This window comes from Ruegeria sp. E5 (assembly GCF_056534105.1).
The window spans coordinates 314,593-336,754 of the sequence record NZ_JBQFPA010000005.1; the positions used below are offsets into that span (position 1 = coordinate 314,593).

The 22,162-nt window shown below is 59.8% G+C and carries 18 protein-coding genes; 2 read left to right on the forward strand and 16 right to left on the reverse strand.

The genetic code is table 11. The features are described from left to right. From ACR0BI_RS18670 to ACR0BI_RS18710, 9 genes are all read right to left on the reverse strand, one after another. Positions 1-1,791 carry an aminopeptidase P family protein gene (locus ACR0BI_RS18670; protein ID WP_480562538.1) on the reverse strand — a complete coding sequence of 597 codons (1,791 nt, stop codon included), beginning with the start codon at positions 1,789-1,791 and terminating at the stop codon, positions 1-3. A 77-nt stretch (positions 1,792-1,868) separates the two neighbouring features. Further along, complete coding sequence (locus ACR0BI_RS18675) at positions 1,869-3,035, reverse strand: alpha/beta hydrolase (protein ID WP_170733710.1); 1,167 nt, start codon at positions 3,033-3,035, stop codon at positions 1,869-1,871. A 265-nt stretch (positions 3,036-3,300) separates the two neighbouring features. After that, positions 3,301-5,178 (reverse strand): cobaltochelatase subunit CobT, encoded by a 1,878-nt coding sequence (cobT, locus tag ACR0BI_RS18680; RefSeq protein WP_170392695.1) that lies wholly within the window; start codon positions 5,176-5,178, stop codon positions 3,301-3,303. A gap of 121 nt (positions 5,179-5,299) precedes the next feature. Next, positions 5,300-6,286: a cobaltochelatase subunit CobS gene (gene cobS / locus ACR0BI_RS18685; RefSeq protein ID WP_010437533.1), complete on the reverse strand. Its 987-nt coding sequence runs from the start codon at positions 6,284-6,286 to the stop codon at positions 5,300-5,302. A gap of 145 nt (positions 6,287-6,431) precedes the next feature. Continuing rightward, on the reverse strand, positions 6,432-9,779 hold the full coding sequence (locus tag ACR0BI_RS18690) for an error-prone DNA polymerase (protein WP_480562537.1): 3,348 nt from the start codon (positions 9,777-9,779) through the stop codon (positions 6,432-6,434). Next, positions 9,776-11,251: a Y-family DNA polymerase gene (locus tag ACR0BI_RS18695; protein ID WP_480562536.1), complete on the reverse strand. Its 1,476-nt coding sequence runs from the start codon at positions 11,249-11,251 to the stop codon at positions 9,776-9,778. The genes ACR0BI_RS18690 and ACR0BI_RS18695 overlap by 4 nt, the downstream gene beginning before the upstream one ends. Before the next feature lie 101 nt (positions 11,252-11,352). Continuing rightward, on the reverse strand, positions 11,353-12,084 hold the full coding sequence (locus ACR0BI_RS18700) for an amino acid ABC transporter ATP-binding protein (RefSeq protein WP_010437537.1): 732 nt from the start codon (positions 12,082-12,084) through the stop codon (positions 11,353-11,355). Beyond that, positions 12,084-12,917 (reverse strand): amino acid ABC transporter permease, encoded by an 834-nt coding sequence (locus ACR0BI_RS18705; RefSeq protein WP_010437538.1) that lies wholly within the window; start codon positions 12,915-12,917, stop codon positions 12,084-12,086. Before ACR0BI_RS18705 ends, ACR0BI_RS18700 begins: the two co-directional genes overlap by 1 nt. A gap of 1 nt (position 12,918) precedes the next feature. Then, positions 12,919-13,734 carry an ABC transporter substrate-binding protein gene (locus ACR0BI_RS18710; RefSeq protein ID WP_170402438.1) on the reverse strand — a complete coding sequence of 272 codons (816 nt, stop codon included), beginning with the start codon at positions 13,732-13,734 and terminating at the stop codon, positions 12,919-12,921. A 322-nt stretch (positions 13,735-14,056) separates the two neighbouring features. Between ACR0BI_RS18710 and ACR0BI_RS18715 the strand changes: the two genes are divergently transcribed. Further along, a complete protein-coding gene (locus tag ACR0BI_RS18715) occupies positions 14,057-14,617 on the forward strand; it encodes a CHAP domain-containing protein (RefSeq protein WP_170392689.1) in 561 nt (186 codons plus the stop codon). A 152-nt stretch (positions 14,618-14,769) separates the two neighbouring features. Here the strand turns inward: ACR0BI_RS18715 and ACR0BI_RS18720 are convergent, their stop codons facing one another. Together ACR0BI_RS18720 and ACR0BI_RS18725 are read right to left on the reverse strand one after the other, a co-directional pair. Beyond that, complete coding sequence (locus tag ACR0BI_RS18720) at positions 14,770-15,255, reverse strand: RidA family protein (protein WP_480562535.1); 486 nt, start codon at positions 15,253-15,255, stop codon at positions 14,770-14,772. A 199-nt stretch (positions 15,256-15,454) separates the two neighbouring features. Next, on the reverse strand, positions 15,455-16,846 hold the full coding sequence (locus ACR0BI_RS18725; RefSeq protein ID WP_170392687.1) for an aminotransferase class III-fold pyridoxal phosphate-dependent enzyme: 1,392 nt from the start codon (positions 16,844-16,846) through the stop codon (positions 15,455-15,457). Positions 16,847-17,067: 221 nt separating this feature from the next. Here ACR0BI_RS18725 and ACR0BI_RS18730 point away from each other — a divergent pair, with 221 nt between their 5' ends. Next, a complete protein-coding gene (locus ACR0BI_RS18730) occupies positions 17,068-18,696 on the forward strand; it encodes an acyl-CoA synthetase (protein ID WP_170392686.1) in 1,629 nt (542 codons plus the stop codon). Here ACR0BI_RS18730 and ACR0BI_RS18735 read toward each other — a convergent pair. From ACR0BI_RS18735 to ACR0BI_RS18755, 5 genes are all read right to left on the reverse strand, one after another. Further along, on the reverse strand, positions 18,693-19,025 hold the full coding sequence (locus ACR0BI_RS18735) for a DOPA 4,5-dioxygenase family protein (protein ID WP_480562534.1): 333 nt from the start codon (positions 19,023-19,025) through the stop codon (positions 18,693-18,695). The genes ACR0BI_RS18730 and ACR0BI_RS18735 overlap by 4 nt on opposite strands. Before the next feature lie 88 nt (positions 19,026-19,113). Then, complete coding sequence (gene maiA / locus ACR0BI_RS18740) at positions 19,114-19,752, reverse strand: maleylacetoacetate isomerase (protein ID WP_480562533.1); 639 nt, start codon at positions 19,750-19,752, stop codon at positions 19,114-19,116. A gap of 7 nt (positions 19,753-19,759) precedes the next feature. Continuing rightward, positions 19,760-20,302 carry a VOC family protein gene (locus ACR0BI_RS18745; protein ID WP_480562532.1) on the reverse strand — a complete coding sequence of 181 codons (543 nt, stop codon included), beginning with the start codon at positions 20,300-20,302 and terminating at the stop codon, positions 19,760-19,762. Between the two features lie 4 nt (positions 20,303-20,306). After that, the gene (locus ACR0BI_RS18750; protein WP_170392682.1) at positions 20,307-20,504 is read right to left on the reverse strand and encodes a DUF2783 domain-containing protein; all 198 of its coding nucleotides are present in this window, start codon (positions 20,502-20,504) and stop codon (positions 20,307-20,309) included. A 5-nt stretch (positions 20,505-20,509) separates the two neighbouring features. Then, the gene (locus ACR0BI_RS18755) at positions 20,510-22,120 is read right to left on the reverse strand and encodes an FAD-dependent oxidoreductase (RefSeq protein ID WP_170392681.1); all 1,611 of its coding nucleotides are present in this window, start codon (positions 22,118-22,120) and stop codon (positions 20,510-20,512) included. Positions 22,121-22,162 lie beyond the last annotated feature (42 nt).

Here is a 22,162-nt window from a genome sequence, read left to right on the forward strand (position 1 = left end):
TCAGACCGGTGCGGTTGCGGCATCCAACCACAGTTGAGCGGCGTCGCCCAGCCTTGGCCGGACTTTTTCCGCGACGTCGCGGTGATAGGCGTTCAGCCAAGCACGTTCCTCTCGTGTCAGCATATCGACTACAATCAAACGCCTGTCGATTGGGACATAAGTCAGCGTACGCCAGTTCAGCATGGCGCGTTCATCGTCACCGCTGGGCAGGTTTGGGGCCTCTTCCACTACGACAAGGTTCTCAAGCCGGATGCCAAAAGCACCCTCGCGGTAATATCCCGGCTCGTTCGACAGGATCATACCCGGCTCAAGCGGGACATGGCTGACCCGAGACAGGCGCTGAGGGCCCTCATGCACGCTGAGATAGGTACCGACCCCATGACCAACCCCATGGTTGAAATCCTGCCCGGCCAGCCACAGCTGCAGCCGCGCTACGCATTCGATATCGCGTCCTGCCAAGCCAACAGGCCAGCGTAGCATCGACATGGCGATCATGCCTTTGAGGACGCGTGTAAAGCAGGCCTTCTCCTCATCCCCAACATCGCCGATTGCAATTGTGCGGGTGATATCGGTGGTGCCGTCCAGATATTGCCCACCGCTGTCCAGCACCAGCAGGTGACCGTTTTCCAGCCTGCTGTCGGTTTCCTCGGTCACGCGATAATGCATGATGGCCCCGTTCGGCCCGGTGCCCGCGATGGTGTCGAATGAGATATCCTGCAGCGCGTTGTCCCGGCGGCGGCTTTCTTCCAGCCGCGTTACTACCTGTGTCTCGGTCAGGGTGCCGGGCTTCTGCGCGTCTAGCCAACACAGCAGTTCGATCACCGCTGCGGCATCTCGCAGATGTGCCTCGGCCGTGCCTGCGATTTCGGCCGGGTTCTTGCGGGCTTTGGGCAGGGCGCAGGGATCGCCGCCATCGACCATACGGTCCCCCAACGCATCTGCTATGATCTGCGGAACCGTTCCCGGATCGACCTGTACCCTGCCTTCAAGTGCCTCAACCGCTGTCAGGAACGCGTCGGGTTGGTGTTGGGTGACCTGCGGGCCCAGATGATCCCCGATCCCGGTCAGTTTGGCAGCGGCCATGAACAGATCCACCCGCCCATCACCGTGCAGGATGGCAAAGCCATGGGCCACAGGGTTGTATGCGATGTCCGCGCCGCGGATATTCAACAGCCACATGATCGAATCCGGCAAGGTGATCACCGCTGCCGCGCGATCTGCGCTCTGCAGGTCACTCGCGAGGCGCTTGATTTTGCGCTCGGCGCTTTCACCTGCAAATTCAATCGGATGTGCCCTGACAGGATTCATCGGAGGGTCGGGTTGATCCGCCCAAATTCGGTCTACAAGGTTATCACAGCGCACCAGTTCGACGCCGCTGCCTTCAAGCTCTTTCTGTGCAGACGAAATCTGTCCTGCAGCGTGGAGCCACGGATCAAACCCGACTTTGCCGCCATTTGGCAATTGCTCTTTCAACCACGCGCTCAGGCTGACATCTGGCCATGGGACCGGCGTGTAATCCTGTGCGACCTGGGCCTTTACCTGAGTGCGATAGCGCCCGTCGATGAAAACCCCGGCAATGTCCGTGAGCGCCGCGCAAAACCCCGCAGAACCGGTGAACCCGGTAAGCCAGGCCAGCCTTTCATCCCGAGGGGCCACATATTCACCCTGATGCGCATCCGCACGCGGGATCAGGAAGCCCTGCAGGCCTTCGCGCGCCAGCTCGTCCCGCAAAGCGGCCAGTCGTGGTGGGCCTTGCTCGGGGCGTGCGGTCACTTCGAAACTCTGGAACATGGGCGGCCTCATTCGTCGGTCTTGCTGCGCGCAAACCTGCGGCCTGCGGTAGGAAATGTCCAGCGCCTCGGCGCACACTATTCTTCTGTCTCAAGAAAGCGTTGAATGGCCTGGATATACGGGTTGTAGGCCTCATTTCCAGGCAATGGTATCTGGTTGCCGGTCTCAAGGATCACAAGCGAGGCATTGGGGATTCCAGCCGCCAGTTTGCGCGCCTCGGACAGGGGGTGAACGGCTGTGTGCCGCCCGTGCAGAACCAGAGTGGGGCATTGCACCATCGGAAGAAGTTGCAGCACCGAGGTGCTATTGGCGATGTCACGGTAGTGAAGTCTTTCCTCGCTTGAATAAAGTGTCTGCAATTCATTGACCATGTGCCGAACGCTATCCAGCGGACCTTCTGGAAAATAGCTGAATTCAGCGCCCATAGCATAGCCGCTGCCCGGCGTGTTCCAGCCTTCCGCGATCAGTGACCGGATCGAGTCGGGTTGTTTGGTATCTTCCCGGTAATCTCGCCCTTCTGCCCATCCGCCGGAGATAATCAGCTTGTCAATCCGCTCGGGGTGCCTTGCGGCGAAGTGTAGGGCAGGGAAGGTGCCGCCCATTTCACCGAGAATGGAAAAGCGGTCAAACCCCGCTGCATTCACGACGGTCAGGATTTCTTCTATTCTGCGGTCATACACCGCCTGATGATCGATGTTTGAGCTGACGTCATTGTCCTTGTTGTAGCGTAACAGGCGGAAACGGTTTGCCATGTCCTGCAACCGGGTACGCTCGGACGGGATGCGCCATTCCGCCTCCAGATCGTGCACGACCGAACCGATGCGCAGCACCGGCAACCCATCACCGGAAAGCGTGTATGGAACAGCGCGGCCCTTCGCACCGCGCGCGTAACGCAGCCGTTGCGTATGGTTTTCTACGCCTGAATCGGTGTCGGCGTCACAGGTCACATCCGCCGCCATTTGCAACCCGCGCCGTACGACTGTCCGAATGATCCGTTGCGCTTTGCCATCATCGCCGACTGCTTTACGCGCCGCTGCGATACGTGCGCTGATGGTAGAATCCGAGACAAAGCGGCCACTCCATACCCGCGCGATGATCTCGTCCCGGGGCACCAGCTTACCTGGGTGCTGGGCCAAGAGGACCAACAGATCGAATACCTGAGGTTCGATTGCGACGGGCTCACCCCGGCGGGTCAGGACGTGTCGATCCACATCCAGAATACAGTCTGCAAACTCATAGCGCATGCGGCAAATACACTCCGTTTCTCGCGGAACGACAAGGTTCAACAACAATCTCAAGGGTTTCTAGGGCGTATCTCAGGACCAGCTACAAGCAGGCCGGGCAGGGTTGGGACACTATCCAAGCAGATAAACAGGAGAACGAATGATGTTCCTGCCCTTCGATATAGCGCTTATGCGCTATCCGTTGCGCCACCATAAGCAAAGTCGCCTTCAGCGGTGCAAAAACTGGCTTGGATGGCACTAAGTCTGCACTGTCGAAGCAGGGCCGTCAACTGGCCCGCTTCATCCCCATCACGCGCGCGCGGGCGCGCGGGTCGCTGTCGAACAGTGCGGCCAACTGCTCGGTCATAGCACCTGCAAGCTGCTCGACATCGGTGATCGTGACGGCGCGGTCATAATAGCGCGTCACGTCGTGGCCGATGCCGATGGCCAGTAGTTCTACCATCTTGCGTTTTTCGACCATGGCGATCACGTCGCGCAGGTGCTTTTCCAGATAGTTTGCCGGGTTCACGCTAAGCGTGGAATCATCCACCGGCGCGCCGTCCGAGATCACCATCAGGATCTTGCGGGCCTCACGCCGCGCGAGCATCCGGCGATGCGCCCATTCCAACGCTTCACCGTCGATGTTTTCCTTCAGCAGGCCCTCTTTCATCATCAGACCCAGATTGGGTCGCGCGCGACGCCATGGGGCATCGGCGCCTTTGTAGATGATGTGGCGCAGATCGTTCAGTCGCCCCGGTTGTTGCGGGCGGCCATCGTTCAGCCACGCCTCGCGCGCCTGACCGCCTTTCCAGGCCCGGGTGGTAAAGCCCAGAATCTCGACCTTGACGTTGCAACGTTCCAGCGTCCGCGCCAGGACATCTGCACAGATCGCGGCAATCGAGATCGGACGGCCCCGCATCGAGCCGGAATTGTCCAGAAGCAGCGTCACCACTGTATCGCGGAATTCGGTATCTTTTTCGACCTTGAAGCTTAGCGGCGTGGTCGGGTTGGCCACGACGCGCGCCAGACGTCCGGCATCCAGAATGCCTTCCTCGCGGTCGAATTCCCAAGACCGGTTCTGCTGTGCCTGCAAGCGGCGTTGCAGCTTGTTGGCGAGACGGCTGACCGCACCTTTCAGCGGCTCCAACTGCTGATCCAGATACGCACGTAGGCGCTCCAGCTCTGCCGGTTCCGCCAAATCTTCAGCTGCGATCTCTTCGTCGTGGGTGTTCAGATAGACCTTGTAATCCGGGTCCGCCTCGGACGCAGGTGGCGGGGCAGGCGGTTCTAGCGGAGCCTCGCCCTCGGGCATTTCAGCCTCATCGCCCATCTCATCCTCGGCCATCTCGTCCATCGAGACCTGGGCTTGAGACTGGTCCTGCTGTTCTTCCTGAGTTTGCTCAGGCGTCGCGTCGGCGTCCTGTTCGTCCTGATCATCCTGCCCGGTGCTGTCGGGATCGGGCTGCTCTTCGGCGTCTTCTTCGGCCTGATCTTCCTGTTCGTCGTCCAGTTCATCCGGGTCATCACCCAGCTGATCGCCGTAACCCAGGTCTTTGATCATCTGTCGGGCGAATTTGGCAAATTCGGCCTGGTCCGAAAGGATTTCGTCAAGATTTTCCAGCGTCCCGCCGGCCTGTTCCTCGATAAATCCGCGCCACAGGTTCATGACATTCTCGGCGGCAGGCGGCATGTCGCGGCCCGTGGCCAGATGCCGGATCAGATAGCCCGCCGCCACAGCCAATGGCGCATCCGCAGGCTGTTTGCACTGATCATAGCCGCGCCGGATCGCCTCATGCCCGATCTTGACGTCGATATTCGACGCGGTGCCGGGCATGTCCCGCGCACCCATCGCCTCGCACCGGGCGGTCTCCATCGCCTCATAAAGATCCCGCGCCATATCACCTGGAGGGGCATATCGCGCATGGGTCGCGTCATCATGATATTTGCGTTGTAAAGCTAATGCGTCTGCCGTCCCGCGCGCCAACAGAACCTCTTCGCGCGTCATCCGGCGTGAGACCTGCGGCAAACGCATCGACTCGCCCGACAGGCCCGATGGATCAACAGTGTAGCTCACCGACAATTCGGGGTCGTCGGCCATAACTTTAGTAGCCTCGGCCAGAGCCTTCTTGAACGGATCAGCAGGATTGTCGTTCTTCTGCACCATGTTCAATCGCCCTTTGTGTTGCAGTGACCCGCCGCATCAATGCGAAACCGGATCCCCCTTCATCTGGCCAAAAATACCTCCGCCGGAGGCATTGCGCCCCGCAGGGCGCAATTCATATTGCTTAGCCCAAGCTCGCGCTCGCCGCGCTTTCCGGCAGTTCCTCATCAAAGCAGCGCTGATAGAACTCAGCAACCGTCTGGCGCTCTAGCTCGTCACATTTGTTCAGGAACGACAGGCGGAAGGCATAGCCGATGTTGCGGAAGATTTCTGCGTTTTGGGCCCAGTTGATCACGGTCCGGGGGCTCATGACGGTCGACAGATCGCCGTTCATGAAGGCGGTCCGGGTCAGGTCGGCGACGGTGACCATCTGGCTGACGGTCTTGCGGCCCTCGGCGGTGTTGTAATGCGGCGCTTTCGACAGAACGATCATCGTCTCGGCATCGTGGCTGAGATAGTTCAGCGTCGAAACCAGCGACCAGCGGTCCATCTGCGCCTGGTTGATCTGCTGTGTACCGTGATAGAGGCCGGTGGTGTCGCCCAGACCCACGGTGTTGGCGGTGGCAAACAGGCGGAAGTTCGGGTTCGGTGTGATGATCTCGTTCTGGTCCAGCAAGGTCAGCTTGCCGTCATGCTCCAGCACGCGCTGGATCACGAACATCACATCCGCACGGCCCGCGTCGTATTCGTCGAAGACGATGGCAACGGGGTTGCGCAGCGCCCAGGGCAGGATGCCTTCGTGGAATTCAGTGACCTGCTTGCCGTCGCGCAGTTTGATCGCGTCCTTACCAATCAGGTCGATCCGGCTGATATGGCTGTCGAGGTTCACGCGCACGGCAGGCCAGTTCAGACGGGCTGCAACCTGTTCGATATGGGTCGATTTCCCGGTGCCGTGATAGCCCTGAATCATCACCCGGCGGTTATGGGTAAAGCCCGCAAGAATCGCCAGCGTGGTTTCGGGATCGAACTTGTAGGTCGGATCGATCACCGGCACGCGGTCGCTGCGTTCGGCAAAGCCTTTGACTGCCATATCGCTGTCAATGCCAAACACCTCGCGAACCGAAATGTCCTCGGTGGGTTTTGCGTTGATGTCGATCGATCCGTCAGCCATGCGCCTTGTCCTTATCCTTTGGCCCGTTCACCGGGTTTGAACCCGTGTGTGGTGCAACATATTGCGGGCAAGGGCAAGGGAAAGAGGTGACCGGATCACGTTAGCCAGATGTTTCTTTGAAACTGGCCTTATGCTGGCGCGGGTTCTAGTGAAAATCCCGGCTTGGGAACAGACGCTTGGCCTGTTCGCGCGGATGGCGGGCGCTTGGGCCGTTCTGCCGGGGGCGCGGGGTGTCATCCGCTTGCGGTTGGGTGATGCCGATGGCCTCATCCAGCGGATGCCCAAGCTCGGACAGTTTATGCGACATATCGGTGATTTCCTGCGCGATCAGATGCACAACGATTCCCTCGCGTTGCAGATATCCACGGACCTGCAGCAACCGCCCGCCCATCACGATGCGGCGAAAGCGTTCATAGACCTTGGGCCAGACAACCACATTGCTGACCCCGGTTTCATCTTCAAGCGTCAGAAAGATCACGCCCGAGGCGGTTCCCGGCCGTTGGCGCGTGATCACCAGCCCGCAGACGCTGTAGCGGCCCAGCGGGATGTCCTGCAGCGTGGCATGCGGCACAAGGCCGGGGATGGATGGGCGCAACAGCTCCATCGGGTGCGAGCGTAGGGTCAGACGGGTCGAGACGTAGTCTTCGACAACCTCCTCGCCCAGATGCATCACCGGCAGGTTGACCTGCGGCTCATTGATGCTTTCGCCATCGATAGGGTCATTGAACAGCGGCAGAGCGGTCCGGCTGCGGATGGCTTTGACATGCCACAGGGCGTCGCGCCGGGTCAGGTCCATGCCGGAGTACGCATCCGCCTCGGCCAGACGGGTCAGCACATCCGGGCGCAATCCGGCCCGCAGCCACAGCGTTTCGGGGTCCGGATACCCATTGCCCCGCGCGGCCACGATCCAATCCGCGTCCTCCTGCTTGAACCCCTTGATCTGGCGAAAACCCAGCCGCAGGGCCAGAGCCCCATCGGCGCGGCGTTCCAGCAGATTGTCCCAGGTCGAGGCGTTTACGCAGACCGGGCGGATCTCGACCCCATGCTCGCGCGCGTCGCGCACGATCTGGGCGGGGGCATAAAACCCCATGGGCTGCGAGTTCAGTAGCGCGCAGGCAAAGATCGCCGGGTGGTGGCATTTCATCCAGGCCGAGACATAGGCCAGCATCGCAAAAGCCGCTGCGTGGCTTTCGGGAAAGCCGTAATCGGCAAAGCCTTCGATCTGGCCAAAGCAGCGGTCGGCGACCTCGGGCGTATAGCCGTTGTTCAGCATCCCCGCGATGAACTTGTCACGATATGTGCCAATCGTCCCCATGCGCCGGAACGAGGCCAGCGAGCGGCGCAGGTGATCCGCCTCTTCCGCCGAAAACCCTGCACCAACCACGGCGATTTGCAGGGCCTGTTCCTGAAACAGCGGCACGCCCAGCGTGCGCCGCGTCACCTCTTCCAAGGCAGGGCCGAAGGGTTCGGATTTTTCCAGCCCGTTGCGCCGTCGGATATAGGGCTGCACCATATCGCCCTGGATAGGGCCGGGGCGGACGATGGCAACCTCGATCACCAGATCGTAGAATTCGCGCGGTCGCATCCGGGGCAGGAAATTCATTTGTGCCCGGCTTTCGACCTGAAACACGCCCACCGCATCAGCGGCACACAGCATGTCATAGGTCGCCGTGTCCTCTTGCGGGACGGTCGCGATGCTGAGGGTTTCGCTGTTGTGCTGTTGCATCAAGTCAAACGCCTTGCGGATGCAACTGAGCATCCCCAGCCCCAATATATCCACCTTCAGAATGCCAAGCGCGTCGATGTCATCCTTGTCCCATTCGATCACGGTGCGGTCTTCCATCGCGGCGTTTTCGATCGGGCATAGCTCATCCAGCCGCCCTTTGGTGATGACGAACCCGCCCACATGCTGCGACAGATGGCGCGGGAAGCCGATGATCTCGCCAATCAGGCGAACCGTCTGCATCAGGCGCCGATCTTTGAGGTCGAGGCCCAGTTCCTGCAACCTCTCAGCATCAACGCCACCATTGCTCATCCCCCAGATCTGGCCGGACAGACCTGCGGTGACGTCCTGAGACAGGCCCATCACCTTGCCCACCTCGCGGATTGCCGCGCGAGATCGGAAATGGATGACCGTGGCACAGAGGCCCGCGCGGTGGCGGCCATATTTCTCATAAATCCACTGGATCACCTCTTCGCGCCGCTCGTGTTCGAAATCCACGTCGATATCCGGCGGCTCGCCTCGGTACTTCGAGACAAAACGCTCGAACACCATGGCGATCATGTCGGGGCTGACATCGGTGATGCCCAGCAGATAACACAGGATCGAATTGGCGGCTGATCCGCGCCCCTGACACAGAATGCCTTGCGAGCGGGCGAATTGCACAATGTCATGCACGGTCAGGAAATAGGCCGGGAAATCCAGATCGGCGACCAGGGCCAGTTCCTTTTTCATCAGGTTGACGGCCTTCTCGGTTGGGCCATCTGGATAGCGCCGTTTCAACCCCTCGCGCGCCAGACGTTCCAGTCGCGCCAGCGGGGTCTCGGTGCTGGCGATCTCGTCTGGGTATTCATAAGACAGCTCGCTCAGGTCAAAGCTGCAGCGGTCGGCGATTTCCAACGTGCGGCGCAGTGCGCCGGGGTGATCCTGAAACAGCCGAGCCATATCCGCGTAGCCTTTCAGCCGCCGCTCGGCATTGGGCAGGGCGCGGGTGCCGATCTGGTCAATCGTGATGTGTTCGCGCATGCAGGTCAGCACATCGGCCAGTTGGCGGCGGTTGCCACGGTGCATCAGCACATCGCCTACCGCCACCATGGGGGCCGAGGCCCGCAGCGCCGCCTGCGCACAGGCCGCCAGATAGGCCCGGTCACTGCCGTCATAACGCGGTACGGCCCCCAGAAAGACCGCGTTGGGAAACTGCCGCCGGACGGTCTGAATGTCGGGGATGGCCTGTTTCAACCCTGACTGAGGCAGCGCGATCAGGATCATCCCCTGACAGGCCGCCAGCATGTCTTTCAAATCCAGATGACAGTCGCCTTTCTCGGCCCGTCGCTTGCCCAGCGTCAGCAGCCGGGTCAGTCGCTGATAGGCGGCGCGGTCGCGGGGCAGGGCCAGCCAGTGCACCGCGCTGTCGCGCAGAACCAGACGGCAGCCAACGATCAGCTTGGGCAGGGCGGGCACGTCCGGTTTGTCGATCGGCTGCAGATGCCCGACCTCTTGCCGGGATGAGGAATCGAGCCGGTGTTGCGAGCGGATTTGAACCGCGCCTTCCGCCTCGCGCCGCAGCTCTTTCAATGCGCTCCAACCCCGGACCACCCCGGCCAGTGAGTTCCGGTCGGTGATCGCGATGGCCTTCAGGCCCAGCTCTGCCGCGCGGGTCACCAGCTCTTCTGGGTGCGAGGCTCCGGTCAGGAAGGTGAAATTGGTGGTCACGCACAACTCGGCATAGCCGGGGTCCTGCGCGTGTGAGCTGGGCGGGTTCGGTTTGCTCATGCGAATTCCCCATGCACGAACCATCCCGGATTCTGCGGCGTGTAATACAGCCACAATCGCCGCCCCTGTCGCGTTTCAACCTGCCAGTAATCGCGCAAGCCCGTGCGCCAGTTCTCATCTTCCAGCCACCATTCGGGGCAGATGCGTTCGGGGCCGGTTGAGCGGCCTGTGGTCAGCGACATGCGTCGCCAGCGAAAGCGGCGCGGCGGGTGTGGGCCCGATCCGGCGATGGGTTCTGGCGGAAACAGCTGCAGGGGGCGGGGGCGCAGGGCGACCCACCCGCCTGCAGGGTCGGAATAGGCGGCGGGCGAGATGATGAAGCTGCGTTCGGGGATATGGCTTTGCGCGGGCAGCAGGCGGTGGACCTGTTCCAGCCCGATCCGGGTGCCGATGCGGGTGATCAGGTCATCCAGTTGATCTTTGCCCCGGCTTGCGGCGCGGCTGATCTGGCGCACCGGCAGGGGTTCCACCAGCGTAGCCTCCAGCCGCAGCTGATCGACGCCAAAGCCTGCATCCACCTCGGTCAGTCCACGCTCGAACAGGGGCAGGATGCGATATGGATCACGCAGAGGGCGAGCCAGCCGCAGTTCGACCTGCTGATGATCCTGATCCACCCGGCGCAAGGTCATGCACAGCTTGCGGGCGCCCATTTCCTGCGCTTTCAGCTTGTCGCAGAGCCGTTCCAGCAGCCGTTCCGCCCCGGCCATCATGTCGGACAGCAGGCCAATAGGCTCGGGCAGGGTCATGCGCACGCCGTAATGGGGCGGATCGGCCAGCGGTGTGATCTGTTCGGGCTGATCCCCCAGCGCCTGATCCAGCCGCATCAGCACCTCGGGGCCAAAGCGGCGTGTCAGCGGCGCGCGGGGGGTTTGCGCCAGCTCACCAATCCGGCGCAGGCCCAGTCGTTGCAGCGCGACCGAGGTATCCTCATCCAGCCGCAGCGCCGCCACCGGCAGGGCACGGATGGCCTTCAGCGTATCCTGGGTCGCAACCCCTTCGCCATAATGTGCCAAGGCCCAGGCCGCGCCGCGCGTCGGGGCCAGACCGATCTGCACCGCCAGCCCGGCGCGGGCCAGACGCCTGCGCATATCCGTCAGCATCATCTCTTCCCCGCCCGCAAGATGCGCCGATCCTGTGATGTCCAGAACCAGCCCATCTTCGCCCTCCAGCCCGACCCAGGGGCAATAGCGCGTGGCCCAGCGGCGCAGGGCGTGCAGAAACCGCTGATCCCCTTGCGGATCGGCGGGATGGCTTTGCAGATCGGGGCAAAAGGCGCGGGCATCGGAATAGGGCATGCCGCAATGCAGGCCCTGCCGCTGGGCCTGCACATTCAGGCAATACACCCGGTTTGCATTATTCTGTTTCAGCGTCAGAACAAACGGCCCATCCACCGGGCGCACACGCAAAGCCCGGTCGCTTGCCAGCCGGGGAAACCAGAGTGAAACGATGCGGCGCTGTATCCCGCCGAACATATAAAACCCCCAAATGTTCTACATTTGTTCTTATATGTTCTTGACCCTCAAAGAGTCGAGTCCTTGAGGGCCAGATCGTCAGGGATTCAGAGCCCGGGCGCTTACTTCAACGCCCGCGCCAGAAAGGCCTGCGTGGTCTGGTGCGAGGGGTGGTCAAACACCGCTTCGGGCGGGCCTTCTTCGATGATCCGTCCGCTGTCGAGGAAACAGATCTTGTCGGCGGCCTCGCGGGCAAAGCCCATTTCATGCGTGGCCATCACCATCGTCATGCCCTGTTTCTTGAGCATCAGAAGAACATCCAGCACCTCGCCCACCAGTTGGGGGTCGAGGGCTGAGGTGATTTCATCAAACAGCATGACCTCAGGCTGCATGGCCAAGGCGCGCACGATGGCGACGCGTTGCTGCTGACCGCCCGACAATTGGTCAGGATAGTTGTGCATCCGGTCGGCTAGCCCGAACCGGGCGAACAGCGCCTCGACCTCAGGCTGCAATTCGGCGCGCGTCAGTCCGCGCACCCGGCGGGGGGCGAGCATGACATTTTCCAGCGCGGTCATATGCGGAAACAGGTTGAAGCTCTGGAAAACGATCCCGATCCGGGCGCGCACCGATTGCGGGTTCAGACCGGGGATCGAGATATCCTCGCCATCCAGAAAGATTGCGCCGTCTTCGATGGGTTCCAGCAGGTTGATACAACGCAGCAGAGTCGACTTGCCCGACCCGGATGCGCCGATCAAGCAAACCATTTGGCCCTCATCAACAGTGAGATTAATCCCGTCACAGACCGTGCGGTCGCCAAAGCGTTTCACCACGCCCTGAAGTTCCAGTTTGGGCATCAGCGCCTCTCTCGCATTTGGCGGGCCATCAGGTGATCGGCGTAGCGGGTGGCGGGGATGGTGACGATCAGGAAGATGATCGCGGCCCCCACATAGGGGGTGAAATTCGCCAGTAGCGATTTGAATACCCCCGCCTGACGGAAGATTTCGACCGGGCCGATAAAGCTGAGCAGCGAGACATCCTTTTGCAGCGCAATCAGCATGTTCATCTGTGAGGGCACCACGTTGCGGATCGCCTGCGGCAACACCACGTCGCGCATCACTTGCCGTTCCGACAGACCCAGCGACAATGCGGCGGCGCGCTGGCTGTGGTGGACGCTGTCGATGCCCGAGCGGAAAATCTCGGCCACATAGGCCGAATAGGTCAGGATCAGCGCCAGCGAGCCCCATATGTAAGGCGAATTCCACGGGCGCGGCAGGCCCAGCCCCGGTATGCCGAAGCCGATCAGATAGACCGTCAGGATCACAGGCACGCCGCGAAAAATGTCAGTGAACGCCGCGCCAAAGATGCGCAGCGGAAACAGGGCGGGCGATTTGGCATCCCGCGCCAAGGCAATCAACAGGCCAAGCACGGCGATCGCCGGTGCGGACCACAAAAAGATCATCACGTTGATCCGAAACGCTTCAAGCAGTTTCGGGAAGGTTTTGACAAGCGTCTCGCCGTTAAAAAAGCTCTGCTGAACCTTCGACCAGCCCGGAGCCAGCGGCACCAGAAAGTAAATCGCGGCCACAACTGTGACCGTGCTTATCGTGGCGATCACCAACGACCTGCGTCGTTGGTGCGCCTCGTACCGTTCGCGGCGGGTCATCCCCGCCGCCTTATGATCTGCCATGTTACTTGATCAGAGGGACACCAGTGGTGTCCTGCAGCCATACGGCTTCGATTTCGGCCAGTTTGCCGTTAGCTGCCAGTGCCGCCAGCGCCTCGTCCACGCAGGCTTTCAGCGGGTTGCCTTCTTCCATCAGCATGCCGAAATGATCCGGATTGTCATTTTCATCCGCCGGGAACTGACCGATGACCTTTGAGCCTTCGATCATCACTGCGCTCAGGAACAGGGCGGTGGGCAGGTCGAACAGGGCCGCATCGATCTGGTTGGCCGACATGGCGGCGTTAACGTCAGCATTGTCACCATAAAGCAGCGGATCGCTGTCGGGCTGGATGATGCTTGCCAGTTTCGGCACCGCCGTGGTCGAACCGACGGCCCCCCATTGCAAACCTTTCAGCGCTTCAAGCGTCGGGGCAGTGTCGGTCGAATTGGGGCTGACCAGAACTGCCATCGGGGCTGTGTAGTAAGGGGTAGAGAAATCGACCACCTGATCCCGTTCGGGCGTGATTGAGTATTGCTGCATGTTGACGTCAAATTCCTTGGCACCAGGCTGAATCGCCTCATCGAACGAGGATCGGACCCAGACCACATCATCGGCCGCGAACCCCATTTCTTCGGCGACGGCGTAAGCCACAGCAGCCTCGAACCCTTCGCCACTTTCAGGCGCGTCATCGATCACCCACGGATAGTAGGCCGGGTTGCCCGTTGCGATGGTGAATTTGCCGTCTGTCAGCGTTTTGCCAGCAGCGCATTGTTCTTGCGCATAGGCCGCTGTTGACAAAAACAGAATTGAAGTTGCCGCGATCGAGAGTGTCTTGGACATCCGATACAAACCTCCTGTTGGATTGAGTTGCGGCCAAACTAGTTCTGCCTACTCCGCCTGTCCAGCGGATGCTTGATCGGTGACCATCATGAGGGGTTTGCGTTCATGTGTCCGATGACATTGTGCCGGCCTCTTGGTCTGCCAGGAATCCCAGGGACGGCACAGGGAGGTAACCTGTTGCATAAGTGACCGCACGCTCGGCCAACGGCCGGAATGCGGCGCAGGAACTGGCAATATTCTGCCGGGGAGCAGCTGGGCTCTTTTCTTTTTCCTAAAGATATTATTAAAACTGCTTCACCACTCAAACCGGCAAAGAACCTTCTTGCAGTACAACGCACGCAATACCGATACGATCTGGTCGCGCCTGCCCGGCGTCGCGCGAATTGCCGTTGTTTTGGGACTTTTCAGTCTGATCTCGGCCTGTGCCAAGAATCCGAATGAGGTGGACTTGGATCCCGAACGTCAGGCCATGGCGTTGCAAGAGGTCTCAAGAAAACATGCGCTGGGACAAAGGGTGTGGTGCGTGCCCTACGCACGCAACCTCAGCGGCATCGAAATTCGTGGCAACGCCAAGGATTGGTGGGGCAAGGCCCGCAATGGGTTTGACCGGGGTAATGAACCGGAGGTCGGTGCGGTGATGTCGTTTCGGGCCACCAGAGGGATGCCCCTGGGACATGTGGCTGTCGTGTCCGATATTGTCACCGAGCGGGAAGTCATTGTGAACCACGCAAACTGGCTCCGGAATAAGGTGTCGTTGCAGATGGGCGTGAGGGACGTGTCCAAAAACAATGATTGGACGCTTGTCCGGGTTGAAAGCCGGCCGGGCAGTTACGGCAGTTCGTACCCGGTGAACGGGTTTATCTATCCGAATTTTGGTGAGTAATCTAAGCTCTCCGCGCCCCCGCCGGCAGCTGGTACGGTGAAGCCGAGCGTCCGACGTGCCGCTGTCATCCGGGCGCGTGTGTTCGGTGGCGGGTATGTTTACTTTGACACATGATCAATGACTGCAGGGCGGACTAAGCCGTCGCAGGCCTGTCAGGCAGAGATCATGACTTCGCCCTCAATTTCCATTGCGAAACCGAGCGGTAGTCCAGACACACCGATAGCAGAACGCGCATGGCGACCGATGTCTGGGCCGAACACCTCAATTATCAAATCGCTAAAGCCATTTACCACAACATGTTGATCCGAGTATCCGGGCGCAGATGTCACCATACCAAAGACGCGGACCCATCCAACAATTCTTGATAGCTCGCCTATTTCTGCTTTCAGGTTAGCCAGTACCGTTAGTGCCACTTCGCGGGCCTCAGCATACGCTTGATCCGTATTAATTTCGGCTCCGACAACTCCAAAGGGCCCGGCCAGACTACCATCCATTGCGTTTTTTGGGTGACCAGAGAAAAAGGCTCGGTCACCTCTGACATTAACAAATTCGAAGGGTATGTGCAGGCCATCCGGTAACTTGGTAGGCGCAGGTAATTTCAAGCCCAATTCTTCGAGCCTGCTTTCTGGCATCGACATAGTAATCCCTCCAACTAATGCATGACCTGCAAGCTAGGCGGAAAGAAAACCAATGTCATCTTCGGGCTCGTTCCTGCCATTTGAATGTAAACTGAGTATCCTTGGCATCAGCTAATACGCTTGGATGGTGTCCACATAAAAAGAAACCCGCCAAAAGCTGGCGGGTTTCATCTGTTTTAGCAATACTACAGTGGTCGGATCAGCCGAACACACGTCCCAGCGCGCCGTCGACGGCGTCGGTGATCTGGTCGATATCGTCCGCTGTTGCAATCAGCGCTGGCGAGAAGCACAGCGTGTTGTTGCGGCTGGGGATCGAGCGGTTGGTGGCACCGATGATGACGCCCTGCGCCATACAATCAGCAACCACGGCCTGAACGCGCTTTTCGTCCATCGGATCCTTGGTGGTCCGATCGGTTACCAGCTCGGCGCCGAGGAACAGACCCTTGCCGCGCACGTCGCCGATGACTTTGTGCTTTTCCATCAGCGCCTGCAGGTTGCCCATCATGCGATCACCCATGTCGACGCAGTTCTGCAGCAGGTTTTCATCCTGAATGATGCGCATGTTTTCAACCGCTGCCGCCGGACCGGCAGTGCAGCCACCAAAGGTCGAGATATCACGGAAATAGTTCATCGGGTCTGCCGCGTCGTCTTTGAACATGTCAAAGACTTCCTCGGTGGTGACCATGCAGGCGATCGCGGCATAACCCGAGGCAACGCCCTTGGCCATGGTCACGAAGTCCGGCTTGATGCCGTATTGCTGATAGCCGAACCAGGTGCCGGTCCGACCTACGCCGCAGACAACCTCGTCAATGTGCAGCAGGATGTCGTATTTCTTGCAGATTTCTTGCACACGGGGCCAATAGCCTTCAGGCGCTTCGATGACGCCACCGCCTGCGGTCACGGGCTCAAGGCACAGGGCGCCAACGGTGTCGGGGCCTTCGCGCAGGATGACCTCTTCGATCTGATCTGCAGCCCATTCGCCAAAGTTCTCTTCAGGTGCGCCGTCCAGCTCGTGCTTGCGGTACTCCATGCAGTGAGGCACGCGCACGAAATCGGGTGCAAAGGGACCGTACTGCGCGGTGCGCTCGTCCTGACCACCTGCCGACATGGTCGCCAGGGTGGAGCCGTGATAGTCGCGGTCGCGATACAGGATTTTGGTTTTCTTGCCGCCATATTTCTTGTGCGCGATCTGGCGGATCATCTTGAACGCCTTCTCGTTCGCCTCAGAACCTGAATTGGTGTAGTACACGCGGCTCATGCCCGGCATCTTGTCGATCAGCATTTCCGCGAAATTCGAACCGGGGATCGAGCCTGCGGTGTTGGCGAAGTAGCACAGCTTCATCAGCTGGTCATAAACCGCCTTACAGATAGATTCGCGGCCATAGCCCACGTTCACGGTCCAGACACCGCCTGATACGGCATCCAGGTGCTCTTTGCCCTTTTGGTCCCACACGCGCATGCCTTTGCCTTCGACAATGATACGGGGATCGTTGGTCTCAAACGGCTTGTGCTGGATCAGGTGATGCCAGAGGTGGGCGCGGTCGGCTTCGACGACGCGGGAAAGATCGTTTTCGTTGAACGTGCCGTCCATGACATGTCCTTTCAAAAGTGGGGCGCGCGGGGAATCAGTAGGTCCCGGCGGGCACAAAGTGACGTGATACTGCAGATCAACGCGAATGGTGCGCGTGAAGTAGGGCCAGATTAGCCCATAGGATATCTCCAGTGTAGCTCAAACTCGTATTAATACGGGTTTGTTATGACGTAAACTTTGTGCTCAATACGACAATCTGACGAGTTTGGGAGGATCGCCGGATGACAGCCACACCTATCTACCAGCAACATCTGGATAAAACCCCGGCGAATTTCACGCCGTTGTCTCCGCTGAGCTATCTTGAGCGGACGGCGGCAGTGTATCCGGATTACCCATCCGTTGTGTATGGCGAGCGCCGGTATAGCTGGGCAGAAACCTATGCGCGGAGCCGACGTCTGGCCAGCGCGCTGACTACGCGTGGCGTAGGCGTGGGCGATACAGTCTCGATCATCGCGGCCAATATCCCCGAGCTGTATGAGGCGCATTTTGGCGTGCCCATGGCAGGGGCGGTGCTGAACGCGATCAACACGAGGCTAGATGCGCCGATCATCGCCTTCATTCTGAACCATGCCGAAGCCAAGGTTCTGCTGGTCGATCCCGAGTTTTCAGGCGTCGTGAAACAGGCGTTAGCGCAGGTGGATCACAACATTCTGGTGATCGACATCGAAGACGCCAGTTTTGACGGTGGCGAGCGATTGGGAGATCTGACCTATGAGGCTCTGTTGGCCGAGGGTGATCCAGAGTTCGACTGGTCTTTGCCCGCAGATGAATGGGATGCGATCACGCTGAACTATACCTCGGGCACCACCGGCAACCCCAAGGGTGTGGTCTATCACCACCGCGGCGCGGCGCTGAACGCAACGTCGAATATCCTGACATGGGGGATGCCGCAGCATTCGGTCTATCTGTGGACGCTGCCGATGTTTCACTGCAATGGCTGGTGCTTCCCGTGGACGATGGCGGCCAATGCGGGCACCTCCGTCTGCCTGCGCGCCGTGCGGGACGAACCGATCTATCGCGCCTTCCGAGAAGAGGGTGTGACCCATTTCTGTGGCGCACCGATCGTGTTGAATATGCTGGCCAACGCGCCCGATCATCTCAAGGATTTCACGCAGCAGATCAAGGCGATGACCGCTGGCGCTCCACCGCCGGCCAAGGTGATCGAAGCGATGGAAGGGATGGGTGTTGAGGTTACCCATGTCTATGGCCTGACCGAGACCTATGGTCCGTCCGTTGTCTGTGCATGGAAGGACGAATGGAACGAGAAAGGCGCGGAAGATCGCGCCGCGCTGAAGGTGCGTCAGGGGGTGAAATACGTCGCCCTGTCCGGGTTGATGGTGGCTGACCCCGAGACGATGGAACCCGTGCCTTCGGATGGCGAAACCATGGGTGAGATTTTCATGCAGGGCAACATTGTCATGAAGGGCTATCTCAAGAACGCTGAGGCGACAGACAAGGCCTTCAAGGGCGGGTGGTTTGCCTCGGGCGATCTGGGGGTGATGCATCCGGATGGCTATATCGCGCTGAAGGATAGGTCCAAGGACATCATCATCTCGGGCGGTGAGAACATCTCGTCGGTCGAGGTCGAAGATACGCTGTATAAACACCCGGCTGTGATGGAGGCGGCGGTGGTGGCCCGCCCGGATGAGAAATGGGGCGAAACGCCGTGTGCATTTGTTGAATTGAAACCGCAGGCAGAGGCGAATGAGGCGGAGATCATCGCTTTCTGCCGGGATCATATGGCCCATTTCAAAGCACCCAAGACGGTTGTGTTTGGGGCGTTGCCCAAGACGTCGACGGGGAAGATTCAGAAGTTCATCCTGCGCGACCGGGCGCGTGAATTGGGTTAATCAAAGATCGACAGATCAAGCTCCAGCATCTCGCCCATCCAGATAGCGCGATCCCGGTGATCAGCCAAGTGATCGCCGGTTTCTGGATGGGTAAAGATGGTCAGCCCTTGCCGGTTCAGGATCAGCCAGGGAAAGACCTGATCAAAGGCTTCGGCGGGAAAGCCCAGCTGGCAACTCCATCGCGGATGCGGGCCAACATTGCGCGCATGCATGCGGCCCATCTGCACAGTGGGAAACAGACGCGCGGCCTTTTCACAGACCTGCCGTGCCGTGTCCTGAGTGTCGGCGTCGAAATAGACATGGGCGTGGTAGCCGGTGATCTTGGGCATGGGGTTCTCCATCTGTCGTTGCATAGAAACCTAAGGACGGCGCGAGGATTTGTGCACCCGCACCGCCACACAGACTCTGTGCGCCGGTTCAGAGCGGAGCGTGCAGGTCAGGATGGGCTGCGGCAAAGGCCGAATGCTCGGCGCAGACGGCCTCGACTGCTGTCAGGCGTGGCATATCGGATAGATCAACTTCCCACCGGCGCGCATTATAAAGCTGTGGGATCAGGCAGATATCGGCCAGGCCCGGCGTTTCACCGGTGCAGAACGGGGATTGATCAAAGCCGCCCAGCAGCGATTCAAACGCGAGCAGACCCGGCCGGATGAAGTGACGCATCCAGTCGCCGGGCATGTCGCCTGCACCTTGGCTGAGCGCGGTGGCATGTTTGGCAACCGACAGATTGCAGACCGGATGGATATCCACCGCGATACTGTGCGCCAATGCCCGCGCCGCGGCTCGCTTGGCCGGATCGGTTGGCAGCAGACCCAGTTCGCGGGTCTCATCCAGATAATCGATGATCGCCAGCGATTGGGTCAACCGAACCCCATCGATATCCAGCACCGGGACCAGACCTTGCGGGTTGCGGTCCAAATGATCCGGGGCGCGATGCGCCCCGTTCACCAGATCCACGACGACCGGGCGGTAGGTGATCCCAGCCAGATTCAGTGCAATCCGCACCCGGTAACTGGCGGACGAACGCCAGTAATCAAACAGAACCACTTCGGACATACGATGGTTAGCCTTTGCTTAGTTCCTTGGCATGCAGCCAGTCGGCATGCTGAGGGGCTCGTTTTGTGCGCGACCATTCTTCGAGCATATCCCATTTGACCGAATCCAGCCGGGCCAGCATGGCCTCTTCCTCGGGGTCGGGGCAAGCCAGTTCCACCCGGTGACCGTTCGGATCGAAGAAATAGATCGAATGAAAGATCGAATGATCCGTGACACCCAGAACCTCGACGCCGTTGGCTTCGAGATGGTCCTTGAATGCGATCAGCTCATCACGGTCCTTCACCTTGAATGCGATGTGCTGCACCCAAACCGGCGTGTTGGGATCGCGCCCCATTTCCGGCTTGGTAGGCAGCTCAAAAAACGCCAGCACATTGCCATTTCCGGCATCCAGAAACAGGTGCATGTAGGGATCAGGTTCATGGGTGGAGGGCACATGGTCTTCGGCAATCGCCAGAATGAAATCCATGTTCAGCATCTTGCCGTACCATTCTACGGTCTCTTTCGCGTCCTTGCAGCGATAGGCGACGTGGTGAATCTGTTCGATTTTCATGGGCTTACTCCTGTTTCAGGGCTGCGGCGTCCAACGCCTGCTTCAGCACCGCGTTGTCGCCGATGTGGTTTGCCAGAACCAGCACAAGGCGCGCGTTGAACGCATCGCTTTCGGCTTTCTCAAGCCCTTCATGGGCGGCCACCAGATCGGCATAGAAATCGTCTGCCTGGGTCAGATTGGATGAGAGGATCAGATCAGCCATGTCGTTTACTCCTTGCCTGTGGCGCGGCGCACCGCGTGCCGGAATGCATTTTCTTCGTAGGTGTCGCGGCGGGCGGCAACGTGCTGATCGGGACGGATCAGATAGACCGCTCCGCTGGCATCGCCTAAATAGCGGCGCTTCAGCGTTAGGGTCGGGTCGTCTTTGACCGAGAGTGCCAGGCGTTTGACGATGATGCCATCGACCTCGATCTCATCTGGTGCATCGGCGTCGATGGTCAGCAGCGTGAACTGTCCAGCCAGTTTAGGCAGTAGAAAGCCGTCACCCAAAGGCGCATCGGGACAGGACGCTCCGGGACGCGTCTGCGTCGGCCCGTTCAACGCATCCGCCGAATTCAACGACGAGCCGTCATAGACGCAAGGTACGCTCAGGCGGCCAGAATTCACCATCGGGCGGGCGAAGTCATAGTGCTCGCTCAAGTCCAGCACCGCGTCGCGCAGGATGCGTGACATCTGCGATTTCGGGGTGATGAAATCGGTCGAGCGGGTTGAGTTCAGGATATTCTCGTCCGCGCCGTGAATGCGTTCCTGATCGTAACTGTCCAGCAAAGATTCAGGGGCGTTGCCTTCAATCACCAGTTTCAGTTTCCAGCACAGGTTGTCGGTGTCTTGTACGCCCGAGTTTGCGCCCCGTGCGCCAAACGGGCTGACCTGATGCGCGCTGTCACCGGCAAAGATCACGCGGCCATGGCGGAATTGCTCCATCCGGCGGCACTGGAAGGTGTAGATGCTGACCCATTCCAGCTCGAAATTTACCTCCTCGCCCAGCATGGCCTTGAGGCGCGGGATCACGTTTTCCGGGCGCTTTTCGCGTTCCTTGTCGATATCCCATCCCAGTTGCAGATCGATGCGCCAGACGCCATCGGGTTGTTTATGCAGCAACGCAGATTGGCCTTTGTTGAACGGCGGATCGAACCAGAACCAGCGTTCCGAGGGGAAATCGGCCTCCATAATCACATCAGCGATCAGGAAGTTGTCTTCGAACACGCGGCCGACAAAATCCTTACCCATCATTGCGCGCATGGGTGAGCCCGCGCCGTCGCAGGCGATGACCCAATCCGCTTCGATGGTGTACGAACCCTCAGGCGTTTCGACCTCAAGCTTGACGTGATCGGGGTGGGTTCCAACGGCTTCGACCTTGTTGCGGCCGCGGATTTCGATCGGTGCACCCTGCGCTTGCAATTCGCGGACGCGGTCGACCAGAAACTGCTCGAAATAGTATTGCTGCAGGTTGATGAAGGCCGGGCGCTGATCGCCGCTGTCGGGCTGCAGGTCGAACTCGTAGACCTGACGTTCGTCGAAGAACACCTTGCCCTTGTTCCAAAGAACGCCCTTATCCACCATCGGCTGCCCGCAGCCCAGACGGTCGAGGATTTCCAGCGGGCGCTTGGCAAAACAAATGGCGCGGCTGCCAAAGCTGACCTTGTCGTTGTCGTCCAGCACCAGCACCTCGACCCCTTGCTGGGCCAGATCGATGGCGGCGGCCAGACCCACCGGACCGGCCCCAACGACGATGACCTTGTGGCGCACGGGCGCTGGCGCGGATTGATCCGGGCTGGCCTCGTAGGCATAAAGTGGAACTTCAAAAATCTTGTTCACTCTCTCTCTCCCATTTCTGGCGCATCGGGCGCACCCCATCTG

Excerpts from the sequence above, each read along its gene's own strand:
- ACR0BI_RS18670 (WP_480562538.1), bottom strand. The coding sequence starts at position 1,791 with ATGTTCCAGAGTTTCGAAGTGACCGCACGCCCCGAGCAAGGCCCACCA.
- ACR0BI_RS18675 (WP_170733710.1), bottom strand. The coding sequence starts at position 3,035 with ATGCGCTATGAGTTTGCAGACTGTATTCTGGATGTGGATCGACACGTC.
- cobT (WP_170392695.1), bottom strand. The coding sequence starts at position 5,178 with ATGGTGCAGAAGAACGACAATCCTGCTGATCCGTTCAAGAAGGCTCTG.
- cobS (WP_010437533.1), bottom strand. The coding sequence starts at position 6,286 with ATGGCTGACGGATCGATCGACATCAACGCAAAACCCACCGAGGACATT.
- ACR0BI_RS18690 (WP_480562537.1), bottom strand. The coding sequence starts at position 9,779 with ATGAGCAAACCGAACCCGCCCAGCTCACACGCGCAGGACCCCGGCTAT.
- ACR0BI_RS18695 (WP_480562536.1), bottom strand. The coding sequence starts at position 11,251 with ATGTTCGGCGGGATACAGCGCCGCATCGTTTCACTCTGGTTTCCCCGG.
- ACR0BI_RS18700 (WP_010437537.1), bottom strand. The coding sequence starts at position 12,084 with ATGCCCAAACTGGAACTTCAGGGCGTGGTGAAACGCTTTGGCGACCGC.
- ACR0BI_RS18705 (WP_010437538.1), bottom strand. The coding sequence starts at position 12,917 with ATGGCAGATCATAAGGCGGCGGGGATGACCCGCCGCGAACGGTACGAG.
- ACR0BI_RS18710 (WP_170402438.1), bottom strand. The coding sequence starts at position 13,734 with ATGTCCAAGACACTCTCGATCGCGGCAACTTCAATTCTGTTTTTGTCA.
- ACR0BI_RS18720 (WP_480562535.1), bottom strand. The coding sequence starts at position 15,255 with ATGTCGATGCCAGAAAGCAGGCTCGAAGAATTGGGCTTGAAATTACCT.
- ACR0BI_RS18725 (WP_170392687.1), bottom strand. The coding sequence starts at position 16,846 with ATGGACGGCACGTTCAACGAAAACGATCTTTCCCGCGTCGTCGAAGCC.
- ACR0BI_RS18730 (WP_170392686.1), top strand. The coding sequence starts at position 17,068 with ATGACAGCCACACCTATCTACCAGCAACATCTGGATAAAACCCCGGCG.
- ACR0BI_RS18735 (WP_480562534.1), bottom strand. The coding sequence starts at position 19,025 with ATGCCCAAGATCACCGGCTACCACGCCCATGTCTATTTCGACGCCGAC.
- maiA (WP_480562533.1), bottom strand. The coding sequence starts at position 19,752 with ATGTCCGAAGTGGTTCTGTTTGATTACTGGCGTTCGTCCGCCAGTTAC.
- ACR0BI_RS18745 (WP_480562532.1), bottom strand. The coding sequence starts at position 20,302 with ATGAAAATCGAACAGATTCACCACGTCGCCTATCGCTGCAAGGACGCG.
- ACR0BI_RS18750 (WP_170392682.1), bottom strand. The coding sequence starts at position 20,504 with ATGGCTGATCTGATCCTCTCATCCAATCTGACCCAGGCAGACGATTTC.